The following is a 15,215-nucleotide window of genomic DNA, read 5'->3' as shown; positions in this document are numbered from 1 at the left end:
TTGCGTAAAATTTAATTTTATGCAAAAATTATTACCTGTTTTTAGGATTATAGCTTTGCTTGAAGGGGTTTCTTACATATTATTGTTGTTTATTGCTACACCGATAAAGTATTTATCTGACGATCCACAATATGTAACAATGCTAGGAATGCCGCATGGTATTTTATTCATGGCCTATGTTGTAATTGCTGTATTAATAAGTTCTGATATGAAGTGGCCAACACGCACACTTTGGATTGTTTTATTTGCTTCTATCATTCCTTTCGGTACATTTTATATTGATAAAAAATATTTAACAAAGTCTGGACGTGCTAAACATTAAACACATTTTATATCATTTTTTAATAGAAAAAGGCTTTTCAGAAGATACTGCCAAGTACCTTAATATGCTGGGACTTTTATTAGCGCTCATATTAATTGCGTTTATAGTTGACTATATTACGAAACGATTCCTTTGGCGATTTTCGGCAAGTATTGCAAAACGAACTAAAACCGATTTTGACAATATTTTAATTACCAATAAATTACCAAGAAACATAGCGCATATAATTCCATTATTACTATTAATAGAATTTGTGCCTCAGGTATTTTCAGATTTCGATACTGCAAATATTATCATCGAAAAAACCATAGTAATTATCACTATTGTGCTTACACTTCAAATTATAAGAAGTTTTTTAAGCTCTATTAAAGATTACCTAAAAACCTTACCGAATTATAAAGACAAACCTATTGATAGTTATGTTCAGGTCTTTATGATTTTTGCATGGCTCCTTGGGATATTTTCAATTTTAGCCATTATTACAGGTGTTTCATTTATTAAGTTCGCCACAACTTTAGGTGCAGCCTCTGCCGTTATTCTATTAATTTTTAAAGATACCATTTTAGGTTTTGTAGCTAGTCTTCAGGTGTCTATAAATGATATGGTACGTATTGGAGACTGGATTACCTTTGAAAAGTATGGTGCAGATGGTGATGTTATAGAAATTAACTTGGCAACTGTAAAAGTTCAGAACTGGGATAAAACCATCACTACCATTCCAACCTATGCTTTAATTTCCGATTCATTTAAGAACTGGAGAGGCATGATGGATTCTGGAGGACGACGTATTAAACGATCTGTTATTGTAAAAACATCTACGATCAACTTTTTAACCCCTGAAGATATTGAGCGTTTGAGTAAAATTCAATTAGTTTCTGACTATTTAAAAACACGTTCTACCGAAATTGAAACCTTTAATAACCAACACGATATTGACAAATCTGTTTTAATTAATGGTAGAAACCTTACTAATTTTGGTGTGTTTAGAAAATACCTTCAAACCTATATTGAAAACCACTCGGCCATAAACAAAAACATGACTTTAATGGTACGTCAATTAGAGCCTACTCCTCAAGGCATACCAATGGAGATTTACGCCTTTAGTAGCGATCAACGCTGGAAGAATTATGAATATATCTTAGGTGATATCTTCGACCATATTCTAGCTTCGGTAAAGTATTTTGATTTGGAAATTTACGAGCTTTCGTTAGGAAATAATACTAACTAGGCAGTCTATCTCTCACAAATTCAATTTTAGTTTTTCCGTGTGGAGATGGAGTTCCATCGGCTCCTAAGTTGACCATAATAATATTATCTACGGTAAGAATCGTCTCTCTTGTCATCTTGTTTCTAACTTCGCAAATTAAGGTTAATGACGAGCTGCCAAACTTTTTAACGTCGATACCAATTTCTACAATATCACCTTGACGAGCGGAAGCCATAAAATTAATTTCAGAAATGTATTTAGTAACCACTTTAGAGTTTTCTAACTGAATGGTTGTATAGAGTGCTGCTTCTTCATCTATCCATGCTAACAGTCGTCCACCAAACAGTGAGCCATTAGGATTTAAATCTTCGGGTTTTACCCATTTTCTTGTGTGAAATCTCATAGTTTTTCTTTAAAATTCTTGTTCAGCATAAAGATAAAACTTCATTCGTTTTTATGGCGTTTAATTCTATTTGATTTTTGAATAATAAAATATGCTATGTTAATAAGACCGTTAACAAGATAATACGCATACAAATTGAAGCGCTACCTAATTCCGTATTTTTATTTCAAATTAATCCTTAAATCATTTCATGATGACTACAAGATTTAATAACCTACTCTCCATTAGACCCGAAATTTTATCTGCAAAAATTTATAATGAAACAAGTGCAGACGAAGCATTTCAAAACAAAACATTACGACCAATAATTAAATTACAACACGATTTGTTTATTGCTGTTTTTAAAAATTATGTAGTAAAACATAAAAATGTTTTCTACGATCTGACTCTAGAAGAACAACTAAAGTATATTGGCAACGCTATTCAGAAAGACATAAAATTCAGAAATTCTTTAAAAGGTATGGTTATTGGCCAATTTACAGTTGAAGAATATGAAACGTATATTAAAAATTCATCTGCTTTAAATAAACGCATGATGACTATTGTAAAAGAGCGATTGATTCAAAGTATTCAATTATTTACTGTGCCAGAAGTTCTTCAGGAAGCTTAGTCTGTAGCATAGCCAACCATTTCTTAAACGATCAGTTACGCTATTTTATAATAAGGATTCACCATTTAAATTCGTGGTAAGCACATCACTCATGTAATTAAAAAATGGTCTCACCGTTTTAAATGCATCATTAACCTCTTGAAGAAAATCAGCTGCTAAAACGTCTTGGTCTGTATATGTTTTGACAAAGATAAACTGCTTTTTCCTTATAAGGTCTATTGACGGATGAGTTTTATCAAAACCTTTGGGTGCTGTTTTTAATTCGTCGCCTGTAAAACCTCCCCAAGTATTTTTAAAAGATGAATCTTCTAAAATAGCTCGCATTTCGCTATCGTCTGTTTCAAATTCTTTTCTAATTCGTAATAAGTCTTCTTTATTAGGATCCCAAAACCCTGTTGCAATAAAAGATTCGTTATTTGGTTGAATGTGCACATAATAACCTCCTCTAAGCTCAGGTTTTTTTCTTGCAAAAGAACCAGCAAAATGCGTTTTGTACGGTAACTTATTTTTAGAGAATCGCACATCTCTATAAATTCTAAATACTTTGATTTTTTCAATATGATCGTGAACATTCATTAATTCACCTAAATGGTTAAAAGCAACTTTCATTTTTGTCTCTAGTGCTTTAAACTCTGGTTTATGCTCGTTAAACCATTCGCGTTCATTATTATTTTTAAGTTTTATTAAAAATGGGAATATGTCTTTTGGTATGGTATGGTTCATTCGATGTATATATTATAAGTCTAGAATTTCTTTTTATAAAAATAAAAAAAGCCATCGACTAGATGGCTTTAATATTATATTATTTGAGTTAAGATGTATTAGTCAATTGCATCTTCTACATCATCTGCAGCATCTTCAATTGCATCTCCCGTATCGTCTACAGCATCCTCTATTTTATCTCCTGTAGATTTTTGCTCTCTGCAACTTGTTGTTGTCATAATACTTAGACTAAATAAGGCTATAAATAAATAACTAAATTTTTTCATTGTTTTTGATTTTTAGTGGTTACTATTATTCAAATATCGTATTGTTTTAAAGATAAACTTTGCTCTAATCCTAAGACTTTTAACGCAATAGAATAAACGCTTAATTAGAAGGTTTGCTTGACTCTTGATTAGATTGAAGGTTTAATTTATTATTAAACTCTAAAGTTCTAATTGGGAATGGAATGTTTATACCTTCTTTATCGTACGCTTTTTTAATTTCAATTATAGCTGTGGTTTTGGCTCTTAATTTTGCAAGCATACTTTCTGCTTCAATCCAAAAACGACACAAATAATTTATAGAACTATCTCCAAATTCAGTATAATAAAACTCTACATCGTCAGCAGATTTTACCTGATCAAAAGAATTGGCAATAACCTGTTTCGTTAATTGTTCCACTTTTTCTAAATCGGATTCATAGCCAACTCCACACTCAAGAAACACTCGCATTCTCGTAGTTAAAGAATAGTTTTTTAAGGGATTTTCTAAAATGGTTTTATTAGGAATGATAACCAAATTATTATCAGCTTCTTTTAAAGTAAAATCCTTTAGATTAATGTCTATAACTTCACCTGAATATCCTGTAGTTTCTACCCAATGACCGATTTGTATTTTTTTTCTAAAAGACAACATGAGACCCGCAAACGTATTTGCCAAGGTGCCTTGCAAAGCTAAACCAATAGCCAAACCAACCACACCAGCACCTGCCAGTAACGATGTTAACGCTTTACTTAAATTTAAAACACCTAGCGCCACAAATAAACCTAAGGTTACAACCACTACTGCACTTACTCTGGCAATTGCCTTTTTTATAGAGTCTTGTTCTACTTTTTTACCAACAAGCTTAACCACTAGTTTACTAATATATTTAGCAGTAAAATATGCTGCTATCATTACTAAGATAGCAAGAATAAAGTTTGGTATGTTCTCTATAATTGTATTAAACCACCTGATTAGTTTGTCTATTAAGTTTCCTAATGATTTATTAAATTGTTCTTTCATTATAGTAATTTATTTAATTTAAAAAATTATAGGTATGAATATCGTAATGAAACGATTATATTATTAGCTCTATTCTCAGGAGTTTTAACGCTATCACATTATTGTTCTCTAATTGTCATTTTTATATAAAAAGTAACAGTTATGTTCAACATATAGATTTTTTACTAAGTCAAATCATTCAGGGATTATAAGGTTTAAACGACAATTATACCATTACCGTAATACACTGATTATTAACTCTATCTAAGAATGTAAATAACTACATTAATAAATGTTTTGAAATAAACTTGTGGATTTTGAGATTTTTGCCTATTATGCACTACTTTTAAATTAGACAATACTTTTATGGGTAGACCAGCAACAAGACCAACAAAACTAAAGGACGGTTACTATATTGAGATCAGAAACAAAGGCTCAAAATCGGGTGTTAAACTCTATAGCGGCACCAAATTACAAATGCATCGTGCTATAAAAATGTACGAACGCTCAAAAGAAGTTATTATTTTAGGTGAATCTGTAGATGGTAAATTTGTAGATAAAGACCCAAAAGTTCACGTTGCAGAATAAAGCTTTCTAAGCCTTAATTTTTCAGTTAATTTTTTACAAGAAATAATATTTCTTATTTTTTTCATACATTGTTGATTCGTATGGTGCTTTTTAGTGCCAATTTTTAACTGACTAATCAACTAAATTTATGACAACTCTAAGAAATAAACCACCTATTAGTTTTTGGATTATTAGTGTCTTAGCATTAATATGGAATATTGTTGGTGTAATGGCATACCTATTTAGAGCCTTTATTACCGATGACCAAATTGCACAATTACCAAAAGAGCAACAAGCGGAATTTTTAGTAGACTACCCCGTATGGTATACAGCAGCTTTCGCCTTAGCCGTTTTTTGTGGCGCACTAGGGTGTTTTATGCTATTAATTCGAAAAAAATGGGCTTATGTATTATTCGTTTTTTCTGCAATAGGTGCTATTGTTCAGCATATGTACCTATTTCTAAATGTTGAAATGTCTACGACAACGCTAATAATGCCAATTATGGTCATTTTAGTTTGTCTCTTTTTAATCTGGTTTTCTAAAAAATCGATATCTAAAGGCTGGATTAAGTAATCAAAAAAATAACCAACCAATCCCAAAAAAGGTACTCGTTTTATAAAACTTGTGCCTTTTTTATTTAAAATCTACGGAATGCAGAATTAATCCTGAAGCTGGCGCAATATAATCCATCACTTCTGTACTTTCCATTTTCAACGTATTCTCAATATAATCTAACGTCACATCTCCTCTACCTAGTTTTATTAGACAGCCAACCATTAATCGGATTTGATTTCGCATAAACCCTTTTCCTACAACTTTTAACACATAAGATTTCTCGGGAAAAAAATTAGCCGTATATAAATCATTGTCTACAATTTCGGAAGATTCAATTGTCCGTACGTATTCGCCTTTATCTGTAGCACGATAACAATAGGTTTTAAAATTATGAGTTCCTTCAAATAATTTGGCACCTTTTTTCATTAATTCAACATCTAGTGGTTCTAATATAGTGGTTAGAATTGGTGCACAAAATGGATGATTCTTTTGGCCTTCAGAAAATACATAATGGTATTCTTTTAACTTAGAATCTTGAATGATATTAAATTTCTTATCAACTTCCTCTATAGATAAAGCACGAATATCTTGCGGTAAATTATGATTGAATAAAGCTAAAAATTCTTCAAAATCCTGAATAGGTTCGTTATAAATAAACAACTCCAAAGCCGCATCATTAGCAGATACCATGGCATCTGTTCGTCCTGCACCTAAGGTTTTAAACCTAACATCTGGTAGAATATATTTTAACGTACGATCTATCATTAAGTGAATCGTTTTTACATCAGGTTGCTTTTGCCAACCGTGAAAACGATAGCCTAAATATTGAATTTTTAAAAGGTAATAGTAGCGTTTATCAAACATAGCGACAAGAACGCAATTTTATTTACCATTCCAAAAGCAATCCTTACTTTTATGGCTCAAAATTCTAAATTTGAAAAGACATTATCCATTCGATCCTTTAATAAAACACCACGTTATCATTAGTATACTGTTGGGCGTTTGGGTGTTTGTATTTTTATTTTTCACAGAGCCTTTAGACGTTAATGAGTTATCAAATAATGAAAAACTAATTTATTTACCAGGTTATGGGTTGGTGGCTAGCTTTTGCTATTTACTCTTTTTACCTTTTCAACAGTATTTATATCATTCGTTTAAAAAACAATGGACAGTTTTTAGTGAATTAGCTTTTATACTCACGTTTTCTATTGTGACTATTATAATTGCACGTTGTTATTATTTATTTATCGTTGTGGCAAATGAACCTAACCCTTATACTTTGGGCTACATGCTGACTACTATATTACTTCCTGCCATGGCTACGATTTTACCTATTATTTTAGTTGGACGTTTCGGTTTCGGAAAATATTATGAAAAACAGTTAGACGATCAGAAAATAGAAATTAAAGGTGAAGGCAATTATGAGGGTTTACGATTACAATTAAATGATGTGATTAGCATTCAATCGTCAGACAATTATATTGAAGTTTTTTATCTCTCTGGAAACAGCTTAAAGAAAACACTAATTAGAAATAAACTTTCTGTTGTTGCAGATGAATTTCCAGAATTCCGTCGTGCACATCGTTCTTATCTTATTAATCCTTTTCATTTTCAACAATGGAAATCAGAAAACGGGAAGCTTTCTGTAATACTAAACCACCACATCGAAGTCCCTATTTCTAAAACCTATCAAAAAGATATAAAAGCACAGATTAATTCCACCACAAACTAAGGTCATTTCGCCCCAAACACCTATTATTACTGATGTCTTTTACTTTTCATAATTAAATTTGTTTCAAGAAAGTTTAACACTAAAACACATTAATTATGAGAACACTATTCGCTATTATTACCGTATTATTTATGTCATCCTTAACCGGAAACGCACAAGACACACAAAAAGAAATAGTAATTGTAGGCACAATGCATAAAGTCCCAAATATTGTAAAACGAAGCTATAAACCGATGTTGAGACGTGCAAAAAATTACAATCCTACAGCAATTTATGTTGAAAGTCCACAAGGTAAAGACTCCTTAAGTTGGGACTATTTAAAAGATGGCTGGTCTAAAAGTTACAAAGCTTTTTATTATTTGTCAGACTCGATTCAACAAGTATTTACACCAAATATGGATAGATACAATGCTATTCTTGATAAAGAATTTTCAGACATGACTTCTGATGACTTAGAGTATTTGATAACGACTTTTGCTTACCGGAGAGATAATGCTAATTATGAATTTTACAGTTATATAAAAACCTATGGAATTGATGGCTCTAAAAAACCAACACAACATGAAGATGGTGATCTCACATTTAAACTAGCTTTACATCAAAATATAAAATTGTTACAGTCTATGGACGACCAACAAACAAATAAGGAATATCATGAAGCTTGGACTAAATGCAGTAAAGAAGGACGGTCTAATGGGAATAATGCCATTAACATTAAAATGAACAAAAAAGCCTACAATTCTGCCATCCTTCCAGCTATTTTTAGAGGCTTAGGAAAACATACTAATAAGCGAAAATCATTAGAACAACTGCATAAATCGAGCTCATTCACTTATGTTACTGTACAAACTGAAGGCTGTACAGAAGGTGAACGCTATTGGAATGAACGCAATATGAGAATGGCCAAAAACATTGGTGAACAAGTTACGGCTTCAAATTCACAACGAAACATTGTAATTGTTGGTGCAGCTCATGTCATTGGTTTAGAAAAAGAATTAAAGGAAAATTATCCTGATCTTAGAGTTGTTCTTGTTAGTGAATAAACTTTCTTAACTATTCATTTAGAACAGAGAGCTGCCGAAATTTAATTGTTTTGGCAGCTTATTTTTTCTCTCGTTGTTCTAAAACAGAAACCACATCATTCAATTTAAAACCTTTTGCCTGAAGTAACATTAAGTAATGAAATAGTAAATCAGCACTTTCCTCTAAAAACAAGTCGTCATTATTATCTTTAGCTTCTATAACAACTTCCACTGCCTCCTCACCTACTTTTTGAGCGACTTTATTAATGCCTTTTGCAAATAAAGACGCAACATAAGAGGTTTCTGAATTCGCTTCATTAATTCGAGAAGTAATAGTGTTTTCAAGTTGAGAAATAAAACCAAAAGACTGCTCGTTAGCTTCATTCCAACATGTATCTGTTCCTTTATGGCACGTTGGTCCTTTTGGATTGACTTTAATTAATAGCGAATCACTGTCGCAATCTAATTTTATATCCACTAAATTCAGTACGTTACCACTCTCTTCTCCTTTAGTCCAAAGCCGTTGTTTACTTCGACTAAAAAACGTGACTAATTTAGATTCTAACGTTTTTTTAAGTGCTTCAGCATTCATGTAGCCAAGCATTAAAACTTTGCTGGTCGTGGCATCTTGGATTATTGCTGGCACAAGTCCATCTGGGCTTTTATTGAAATCTACGTTCATAATTATTTCTTTTTTGTCATTTCGACAGAGCATAGCGACGAGAAATCTCATATTTAATTGCGAGATTCTTCACTTCGCTCAGAATGACATTTATATTCTTACAGGAATCCCTTTATTTTTTAATGCTTCTTTTAATTCTAAAATTGGAATTTCACCAAAATGAAAAACACTCGCTGCTAATGCTGCATCTGCTTTTCCTTCTTTAAATGTATCTGCAAAATGTTGAATATTTCCTGCACCTCCTGATGCAATAATAGGAATATTCACTAGATCAGATAATTTCGCTAAGGCTTTATTTGCAAAACCAGCTTTTGTACCATCATGATTCATGGAAGTAAAAAGAATTTCACCTGCTCCGCGCTGCTCTACTTCTTTTGCCCATTCAAATAGTTTAATTTCAGTTGGAATCGTTCCTCCTGCCAAATGAACTAACCATTCACCATCCACTTCTTTGGCATCGATAGCAACAACCACGCATTGACTTCCAAATTTATCTGAAAGCTCATTAATCAGTTCCGGTCGTTTTACTGCTGATGAATTAATAGACACTTTATCTGCACCACAATGCAGCAAATCATCGACATCTGCTACGGATGAAATCCCACCACCAACAGTAAATGGAATATTAACTTGTTCTGCCACTTTTAAAACCATATCATGCATGGTTTTACGATTTTCTAGTGTTGCAGAAATATCTAAAAACACCAATTCATCGGCACCTAAATCTGCATATTGCTTCGCTAAAACAACAGGATCTCCTGCATCTCTTAAATCTACAAAGTTGACACCTTTTACGGTTCTTCCGTTTTTAATGTCTAAACATGGGACTATTCTTTTTGTTAACATACTTTTCTGTCATTCCTGCGAAGGCAGGAATCTAATTATTTTATTTTTTCTATGTGGATTCCTGCTTTCACAGGAATGAAAACATTTTAATTATTTTTTAATTATAAAATTCTCTAATTCCTTCAAACTTATCCTATTCTCGTAAATGGCTTTACCAATGATGACACCTTCGCAACCCATTTCTCTTAGTTTTGGTAATTCATCAAACTTAGAAATACCACCAGACGCTATTAGTTTTAAATGATGAGATTTCTCGTCGCTACGCTCTGTCGAAATGATAGTACTCTGCTTTAAAATTCTATTATACAACTCAAAACTTGGACCTTCTAGCATACCATCTTTAGAGATATCTGTACAAATCACATATTGAATACCCTTAGTTTGATAGTCTTTGATAAATGGAACTACTTCCAAACTACTCTCTTCTTGCCATCCACTAATTGCAATTTTCTCGTTATTACAATCGGCACCAAGAATAATGCGCTCAGACCCATATTTAGCAATCCAGTTTTGAAATATTTCTGGATTTTTAACCGCAATACTACCACCTGTAATTTGATTCGCCCCAGAATTGAACGCAATTTTTAAATCTTCATCAGACTTAAGTCCTCCACCAAAATCAACTTTCAAATTGGTTTGAGTTGCAATCTTTTCTAGCACTTTATAATTAACGATATGACTCGCTTTTGCTCCATCTAAATCCACAACATGCAAATACTCGATGCCAGCATCTTCAAAAGACTTGGCGACTTCTAATGGGTTTTCGTTGTATATTTTTTTGGTGTCGTAATCTCCTTTTGTGAGGCGTACGCACTTTCCTTCTATGATGTCTATTGCTGGTATTATTTTCATATCATTTCCTGCGAAAGCAGGAATCTTTTTTTAATTAGTATTTTATATTTTAAGACCTTTCGAGACTGCGCTCAAGGTGACAATCCGTAAAGATTTTGAAACCTTCTAAAATTAAAAAAACACCCCTAAAGTCCCCTCAAGGGGACAATCTTACCATTAAAGATTCAGGAAATTTTTCAATATCTGTTCTCCTGCCTTTCCGCTCTTCTCAGGATGAAACTGAACGCCATAAAAATTATCATTTTCTAAAGCAGAAGCGTATACTAATTCATAATCTGAAGTCGCAATAGATTCCACACAGTTTTCAGCATAATAACTATGGACTAAATACATGTACTCATTGTCTTTAATGCCTTTAAACAAATCTGATTTTAAGTTCGAAATCGTATTCCAACCCATTTGTGGCACTTTTACTTTATTTGAAAAGCGTTTTACATTCACATCAAAAATACCTAAACCTTTAGTATTCCCTTCTTCTGTATATTTACACATTAATTGCATACCTAAACAAATCCCTAAAACGGGTTGTTTTAATGTCGGAATTAATTGGTCTAAACCACTTTCTTTTAGCATTTTCATAGCAGAACCTGCTTCACCAACGCCTGGAAAAATCACTTTATCAGATGCCATTATTTCTTCTGGATTATCCGTTAAAACCGCATCAACACCTAAACGCTTAAATGCGAATTGAATGCTTTTGATATTTCCTGCTCCGTAGTTTACTATTGATAATTTCATTGACAATTTGTTGTCATTCCTGCGAAGGCAGGAATCTAATTATTTTATGTTTCAAAGTGGCTTCCTGCTTCCGCAGGAATGACAAAGGTTTACAACATTCCTTTTGTTGATGGTAAAATCATCTTATCCACATCTTGTTTTACAGCCATTTTAATCGCTTTCGCAAAAGCTTTAAAAATCGCTTCTATTTTATGATGTTCATTTGTTCCTTCTACTTTAATATTCAAATTACATTTGGCTCCATCTGTAAAGGATTTAAAGAAATGATAGAACATTTCAGTTGGCATTTTTCCAATCATTTCACGTTTAAATTCCGCTTCCCAAACAAGCCAATTTCTACCTCCAAAATCTATTCCTACTTGCGCTAAACAATCGTCCATTGGTAATGAAAACCCATAACGTTCTATACCTAATTTATTACCTAAAGTGGTTGCAAATACTTCTCCTAAAGCAATAGCCGTATCTTCTATAGTATGATGCTCATCAACTTCTAAATCCCCATCCACTTTAATATCTAAATCTATTTGACCATGTCTCGAAATTTGATCTAACATATGATCAAAAAAAGCAATACCTGTATCGATGTTACTCTTTCCGGTACCGTCTAAATTTATATCAATTTTAATTTTTGTTTCGTTGGTGTTGCGTTCAATACTTCCTACGCGTTCCGTCGTTTTCAAAAATTTATAAATCGCTTCCCAATCGTTGGTTTCTAAAGCGGTGTAATCTTCTAATTCATTATTACTAACCGTAACTTCATCGGTTCCTAAATTGGTGTTATCATTGATAAAAATGCCTTTAGAACCTAAGTTTTTTGCTAATTCAACATCGGTAAGACGATCACCAATCACAAAAGAATTTGCTAAATCATAATCCTCAGAGAAATACTTAGTTAATAATCCTGTATTTGGTTTACGTGTTGGTGCATTGTCTTTGGCGAATGTTCTGTCTATAAACTGCTCCTTAAACACAACTCCTTCGGCTTCAAAAGTTTTTAAAACAAAATTATGAACTGGCCAAAAGGTATCTTCAGGATAGACTTCTGTTCCTAAACCATCTTGGTTGGTAATCATTACAATTTCGAAATTCAATTCTTTAGCAATCTTGCTTAAATATTGAAATACCTTTGGATAAAATTCTAATTTCTCAAACGAATCAATTTGTTCGTCTGCTGGTTCTTTAATTAGTGTTCCGTCTCTGTCTATGAATAATACTGGTTTCATCTTTTCTGTCATTCCTGCGAAGGCAGGAATCTATTTTAAATTATAGTTTATCATTTTGGATTCCTGCCTTCGCAGGAATGACAAGCTTTATTATAATTGATTTAATACTTCGATTAATTTCTCATTCTCGGCTTTAGTCCCAACTGAAAATCGCAAACATTTGTCACACAAAAGTTGATTGGTTCTATTTCTTACCACAATTTCTTTTTCTATCAATTGCTGATAGCGTTTATTAGCGTCATCTACTTTTGCTAGAATAAAATTGGCATCTGAAGGAAATACGTTTTTTACAAAAGTAATTGACTTTAAGGCTTTACTAAGTTTTTCTCTTTCAAAAATTATACTTTTCACTTCATTCTGAACAGCATCCATATCATTTAACCGCTCTAAAGCTTTTGCTTGCGTCAGCTGATTGATGTTATAAGGTGGTTTTATGTTATTCAAAACTGAAATGATCTCCTTAGAAGCATAACAAATCCCCAAACGAATTCCTGCTAAACCATACGCTTTTGATAACGTTTGTGTTACAATTAAATTCGGAAATTCACTTAAACGACTTAACCAACTTTCATCCTTTGAAAAATCAATATAAGCTTCGTCTATAACTACAATTCCCTGAAACTCTTCTATTAGTTCTTCAATTACATCAGCTTCAAAACTGTTTGCTGTTGGGTTATTTGGAGAACACAAAAATAGCAGTTTAGTATGTGAATGCGCTGCACGTGATATCTCGTCAAAATCTGGCTGAAAATCGCTAGTTAATGGAATTTCAATATTTTCAACCGCATTAAGATTTGATAAAACACTATACATACCGTATGTTGGTGGCAATGTGATAATCTTGTCACGATTCGGTTCGCAAAACGCTCTAAATATTAAATCTAAAACTTCATCACTTCCGTTGCCTAGTAAAATTTGGTTCGTCGGAATACCTTTCAATTCAGACAAACGTGCTTTTACATTCGTTTGTTGAGGGTCTGGATAACGATTCACATTCGTATTAAAAGGGTTCTCGTTGGCATCAATAAAAACCATTCCATCTGTGATGTCCTTATATTCATCTCGTGCTGAAGAATAAGGCTTGATGTTTTTGATGTTTTCTCTTAAGAGATTATTTATGTTGAAATTTTCTTTCATTTTAGTAGCTTCTCGATACAATTTCTCGTTCCTCAAAATCACTCGAAGTGACGAGGTTACTCATTAATTAAATCGTTTAATCTTAAGGTCACTGCATTTTTATGAGCTTGTAAACCTTCTGCTTCTGCCATAAGCTCAATTGCATTTCCGATATTTTGAATACCTGCTTTTGATATTTTTTGAAATGTCATGCTTTTTTGAAAGCTATCTAAATTAACTCCAGAATAGGCTTTTGAAAATCCATTAGTGGGCAATGTATGATTGGTTCCTGAGGCATAATCTCCCGCACTTTCAGGTGTGTAATTCCCGATAAATACCGAACCAGCATTACTAATATGCTCTACAAAGAAATCATTATTAGTTGTCGCTACAATAAAATGTTCTGGACCGTATTCATTTATTAATTCTAATGCAATCTCATTAGAATCCACAATAATGGACTTTGAATTTGCTATCGCTTTTTCTGCCATTATTTTCCTTGGTAACGCCTCTAATTGCTGATTAACTTCTATAGAAACATCGTTTGCAAAATTTTGAGATGTTGTCACTAAAATAACTTGACTGTCACTTCCATGCTCTGCTTGACTTAATAAATCTGAAGCCACATAAGCCGCATTTGCTGATTCGTCAGCCATGACTAATAATTCACTTGGACCAGCTGGCATATCAATAGCGACACCATATTTAGTAGATAATTGCTTTGCAACGGTAACAAACTGATTTCCTGGACCAAAAATCTTATGTACTTGGGGAATTGTTTTTGTCCCAAAGGTCAAACCTGCAATCGCCTGTATTCCTCCTACTTTGATAATTTTAGTGACACCACATAATTGCGCAGCATATAAAATTTCATTCGCAATTTTCCCTTCTTTATTGGGTGGTGAACACAAAACAATTTCTTTACAACCCGCTATCTGTGCAGGAACTGCCAGCATTAAAACCGTAGAGAATAAAGGCGCTGTTCCTCCAGGAATATATAAGCCAACTTTTTGGATTGGTCGCTTCTCTTGCCAACAGAGAACACCTGGCATGGTTTCAACTTCTACTTTGCTCGTTTTTTGTGCACTGTGAAATTTTTCAATATTCGTCTTTGCTAAATATATTGCGTTTTTTAAATCTTCACTTACTAATTGTAAGGTAGATTGAATCTCTTCTTGAGAAACTATATTTGATTCTAGTTCTACTCCATCAAATTTAAGCGTAAATTCTTTAATCGCTTTATCTCCATGTTCTTGAACTGCTTTGAATACTTCATCTACAGTATCTTCTATAACTTCAACCGATTTTGTTGGTCGTGTTAATAAAGATTCCCATTCTTCTTTTGGTGGATTAATGTATTGTTTCATTTCA

The 15,215-nt window shown here is 32.8% G+C and carries 19 protein-coding genes; 7 read left to right on the top strand and 12 right to left on the bottom strand.

The annotated features are described in order from the left end of the window. Positions 1 to 19 precede the first annotated feature (19 nt). Both K1X16_RS11865 and K1X16_RS11860 read left to right on the top strand, forming a co-directional pair. The gene (locus K1X16_RS11865) at positions 20 to 322 is read left to right on the top strand and encodes a DUF3817 domain-containing protein (RefSeq protein WP_225036386.1); all 303 of its coding nucleotides are present in this window, start codon (positions 20 to 22) and stop codon (positions 320 to 322) included. After that, positions 309 to 1,550 (top strand): mechanosensitive ion channel family protein, encoded by a 1,242-nt coding sequence (locus tag K1X16_RS11860; protein WP_225036385.1) that lies wholly within the window; start codon positions 309 to 311, stop codon positions 1,548 to 1,550. Before K1X16_RS11865 ends, K1X16_RS11860 begins: the two co-directional genes overlap by 14 nt. On the opposite strand, the gene K1X16_RS11855 is transcribed toward K1X16_RS11860, so the two are convergent. Further along, a complete protein-coding gene (locus K1X16_RS11855) occupies positions 1,543 to 1,932 on the bottom strand; it encodes an acyl-CoA thioesterase (protein ID WP_225036384.1) in 390 nt (129 codons plus the stop codon). The two genes, K1X16_RS11860 and K1X16_RS11855, sit on opposite strands and share 8 nt — an antisense overlap. Before the next feature lie 193 nt (positions 1,933 to 2,125). Here K1X16_RS11855 and K1X16_RS11850 point away from each other — a divergent pair, with 193 nt between their 5' ends. Then, the gene (locus tag K1X16_RS11850) at positions 2,126 to 2,542 is read left to right on the top strand and encodes a glyoxalase (protein WP_225036561.1); all 417 of its coding nucleotides are present in this window, start codon (positions 2,126 to 2,128) and stop codon (positions 2,540 to 2,542) included. A gap of 45 nt (positions 2,543 to 2,587) precedes the next feature. Here the strand turns inward: K1X16_RS11850 and K1X16_RS11845 are convergent, their stop codons facing one another. From K1X16_RS11845 to K1X16_RS11835, 3 genes are all read right to left on the bottom strand, one after another. Continuing rightward, positions 2,588 to 3,265: a DUF2461 domain-containing protein gene (locus tag K1X16_RS11845; protein ID WP_225036383.1), complete on the bottom strand. Its 678-nt coding sequence runs from the start codon at positions 3,263 to 3,265 to the stop codon at positions 2,588 to 2,590. A gap of 98 nt (positions 3,266 to 3,363) precedes the next feature. Further along, positions 3,364 to 3,531 carry a hypothetical protein gene (locus tag K1X16_RS11840; protein WP_225036382.1) on the bottom strand — a complete coding sequence of 56 codons (168 nt, stop codon included), beginning with the start codon at positions 3,529 to 3,531 and terminating at the stop codon, positions 3,364 to 3,366. 100 nt (positions 3,532 to 3,631) lie between these two features. Further along, positions 3,632 to 4,531 (bottom strand): mechanosensitive ion channel family protein, encoded by a 900-nt coding sequence (locus K1X16_RS11835; protein ID WP_225036380.1) that lies wholly within the window; start codon positions 4,529 to 4,531, stop codon positions 3,632 to 3,634. A gap of 345 nt (positions 4,532 to 4,876) precedes the next feature. Between K1X16_RS11835 and K1X16_RS11830 the strand changes: the two genes are divergently transcribed. Beyond that, positions 4,877 to 5,098 carry a hypothetical protein gene (locus tag K1X16_RS11830; protein WP_195870797.1) on the top strand — a complete coding sequence of 74 codons (222 nt, stop codon included), beginning with the start codon at positions 4,877 to 4,879 and terminating at the stop codon, positions 5,096 to 5,098. A 127-nt stretch (positions 5,099 to 5,225) separates the two neighbouring features. Continuing rightward, complete coding sequence (locus K1X16_RS11825) at positions 5,226 to 5,651, top strand: hypothetical protein (protein WP_225036378.1); 426 nt, start codon at positions 5,226 to 5,228, stop codon at positions 5,649 to 5,651. Positions 5,652 to 5,711: 60 nt separating this feature from the next. Here K1X16_RS11825 and truA read toward each other — a convergent pair whose 3' ends face one another. Continuing rightward, positions 5,712 to 6,497: a tRNA pseudouridine(38-40) synthase TruA gene (gene truA, locus K1X16_RS11820; protein WP_225036375.1), complete on the bottom strand. Its 786-nt coding sequence runs from the start codon at positions 6,495 to 6,497 to the stop codon at positions 5,712 to 5,714. Positions 6,498 to 6,567: 70 nt separating this feature from the next. Here truA and K1X16_RS11815 point away from each other — a divergent pair, with 70 nt between their 5' ends. After that, the gene (locus K1X16_RS11815; protein ID WP_225036373.1) at positions 6,568 to 7,365 is read left to right on the top strand and encodes a LytTR family DNA-binding domain-containing protein; all 798 of its coding nucleotides are present in this window, start codon (positions 6,568 to 6,570) and stop codon (positions 7,363 to 7,365) included. Positions 7,366 to 7,460: 95 nt separating this feature from the next. Continuing rightward, a complete protein-coding gene (locus K1X16_RS11810) occupies positions 7,461 to 8,408 on the top strand; it encodes a DUF5694 domain-containing protein (RefSeq protein ID WP_225036371.1) in 948 nt (315 codons plus the stop codon). Positions 8,409 to 8,466: 58 nt separating this feature from the next. Here the strand turns inward: K1X16_RS11810 and hisIE are convergent, their stop codons facing one another. The 7 genes from hisIE to hisD all read right to left on the bottom strand — a co-directional run bounded on the left by hisIE (position 8,467) and on the right by hisD (position 15,211). Beyond that, positions 8,467 to 9,102, bottom strand: coding sequence for a bifunctional phosphoribosyl-AMP cyclohydrolase/phosphoribosyl-ATP diphosphatase HisIE (hisIE, locus tag K1X16_RS11805; RefSeq protein ID WP_225036558.1), 636 nt, complete (start codon positions 9,100 to 9,102; stop codon positions 8,467 to 8,469). Between the two features lie 57 nt (positions 9,103 to 9,159). Then, positions 9,160 to 9,915, bottom strand: a complete 756-nt coding sequence (hisF, locus tag K1X16_RS11800; RefSeq protein WP_225036370.1) for an imidazole glycerol phosphate synthase subunit HisF — start codon at positions 9,913 to 9,915, stop codon at positions 9,160 to 9,162. A gap of 90 nt (positions 9,916 to 10,005) precedes the next feature. After that, on the bottom strand, positions 10,006 to 10,767 hold the full coding sequence (hisA, locus tag K1X16_RS11795) for a 1-(5-phosphoribosyl)-5-[(5-phosphoribosylamino)methylideneamino]imidazole-4-carboxamide isomerase (protein WP_225036367.1): 762 nt from the start codon (positions 10,765 to 10,767) through the stop codon (positions 10,006 to 10,008). Positions 10,768 to 10,923: 156 nt separating this feature from the next. Beyond that, positions 10,924 to 11,505, bottom strand: coding sequence for an imidazole glycerol phosphate synthase subunit HisH (hisH, locus tag K1X16_RS11790; protein WP_225036365.1), 582 nt, complete (start codon positions 11,503 to 11,505; stop codon positions 10,924 to 10,926). A gap of 89 nt (positions 11,506 to 11,594) precedes the next feature. Then, positions 11,595 to 12,728, bottom strand: coding sequence for a bifunctional histidinol-phosphatase/imidazoleglycerol-phosphate dehydratase HisB (hisB, locus tag K1X16_RS11785; protein ID WP_225036363.1), 1,134 nt, complete (start codon positions 12,726 to 12,728; stop codon positions 11,595 to 11,597). 90 nt (positions 12,729 to 12,818) lie between these two features. Further along, positions 12,819 to 13,865, bottom strand: a complete 1,047-nt coding sequence (gene hisC, locus K1X16_RS11780; RefSeq protein WP_225036361.1) for a histidinol-phosphate transaminase — start codon at positions 13,863 to 13,865, stop codon at positions 12,819 to 12,821. Between the two features lie 56 nt (positions 13,866 to 13,921). Beyond that, positions 13,922 to 15,211: a histidinol dehydrogenase gene (hisD, locus tag K1X16_RS11775; RefSeq protein ID WP_225036360.1), complete on the bottom strand. Its 1,290-nt coding sequence runs from the start codon at positions 15,209 to 15,211 to the stop codon at positions 13,922 to 13,924. Positions 15,212 to 15,215 lie beyond the last annotated feature (4 nt).

It is taken from the genome of Winogradskyella sp. SM1960 (genome assembly GCF_020179375.1).
In the GTDB taxonomy this organism is placed as follows: Bacteria; Bacteroidota; Bacteroidia; order Flavobacteriales; family Flavobacteriaceae; genus Winogradskyella; species Winogradskyella marina.
Note: the sequence above shows the minus strand (reverse complement) of the source record. Positions and strands in the feature narration are given on the sequence as shown.

Excerpts from the sequence above, each read along its gene's own strand:
- K1X16_RS11865 (WP_225036386.1), top strand. The coding sequence starts at position 20 with ATGCAAAAATTATTACCTGTTTTTAGGATTATAGCTTTGCTTGAAGGG.
- K1X16_RS11855 (WP_225036384.1), bottom strand. The coding sequence starts at position 1,932 with ATGAGATTTCACACAAGAAAATGGGTAAAACCCGAAGATTTAAATCCT.
- K1X16_RS11850 (WP_225036561.1), top strand. The coding sequence starts at position 2,126 with ATGACTACAAGATTTAATAACCTACTCTCCATTAGACCCGAAATTTTA.
- K1X16_RS11845 (WP_225036383.1), bottom strand. The coding sequence starts at position 3,265 with ATGAACCATACCATACCAAAAGACATATTCCCATTTTTAATAAAACTT.
- K1X16_RS11840 (WP_225036382.1), bottom strand. The coding sequence starts at position 3,531 with ATGAAAAAATTTAGTTATTTATTTATAGCCTTATTTAGTCTAAGTATT.
- K1X16_RS11835 (WP_225036380.1), bottom strand. The coding sequence starts at position 4,531 with ATGAAAGAACAATTTAATAAATCATTAGGAAACTTAATAGACAAACTA.
- K1X16_RS11830 (WP_195870797.1), top strand. The coding sequence starts at position 4,877 with ATGGGTAGACCAGCAACAAGACCAACAAAACTAAAGGACGGTTACTAT.
- K1X16_RS11825 (WP_225036378.1), top strand. The coding sequence starts at position 5,226 with ATGACAACTCTAAGAAATAAACCACCTATTAGTTTTTGGATTATTAGT.
- truA (WP_225036375.1), bottom strand. The coding sequence starts at position 6,497 with ATGTTTGATAAACGCTACTATTACCTTTTAAAAATTCAATATTTAGGC.
- K1X16_RS11810 (WP_225036371.1), top strand. The coding sequence starts at position 7,461 with ATGAGAACACTATTCGCTATTATTACCGTATTATTTATGTCATCCTTA.
- hisIE (WP_225036558.1), bottom strand. The coding sequence starts at position 9,102 with ATGCTCTGTCGAAATGACAAAAAAGAAATAATTATGAACGTAGATTTC.
- hisF (WP_225036370.1), bottom strand. The coding sequence starts at position 9,915 with ATGTTAACAAAAAGAATAGTCCCATGTTTAGACATTAAAAACGGAAGA.
- hisA (WP_225036367.1), bottom strand. The coding sequence starts at position 10,767 with ATGAAAATAATACCAGCAATAGACATCATAGAAGGAAAGTGCGTACGC.
- hisH (WP_225036365.1), bottom strand. The coding sequence starts at position 11,505 with ATGAAATTATCAATAGTAAACTACGGAGCAGGAAATATCAAAAGCATT.
- hisB (WP_225036363.1), bottom strand. The coding sequence starts at position 12,728 with ATGAAACCAGTATTATTCATAGACAGAGACGGAACACTAATTAAAGAA.
- hisC (WP_225036361.1), bottom strand. The coding sequence starts at position 13,865 with ATGAAAGAAAATTTCAACATAAATAATCTCTTAAGAGAAAACATCAAA.
- hisD (WP_225036360.1), bottom strand. The coding sequence starts at position 15,211 with ATGAAACAATACATTAATCCACCAAAAGAAGAATGGGAATCTTTATTA.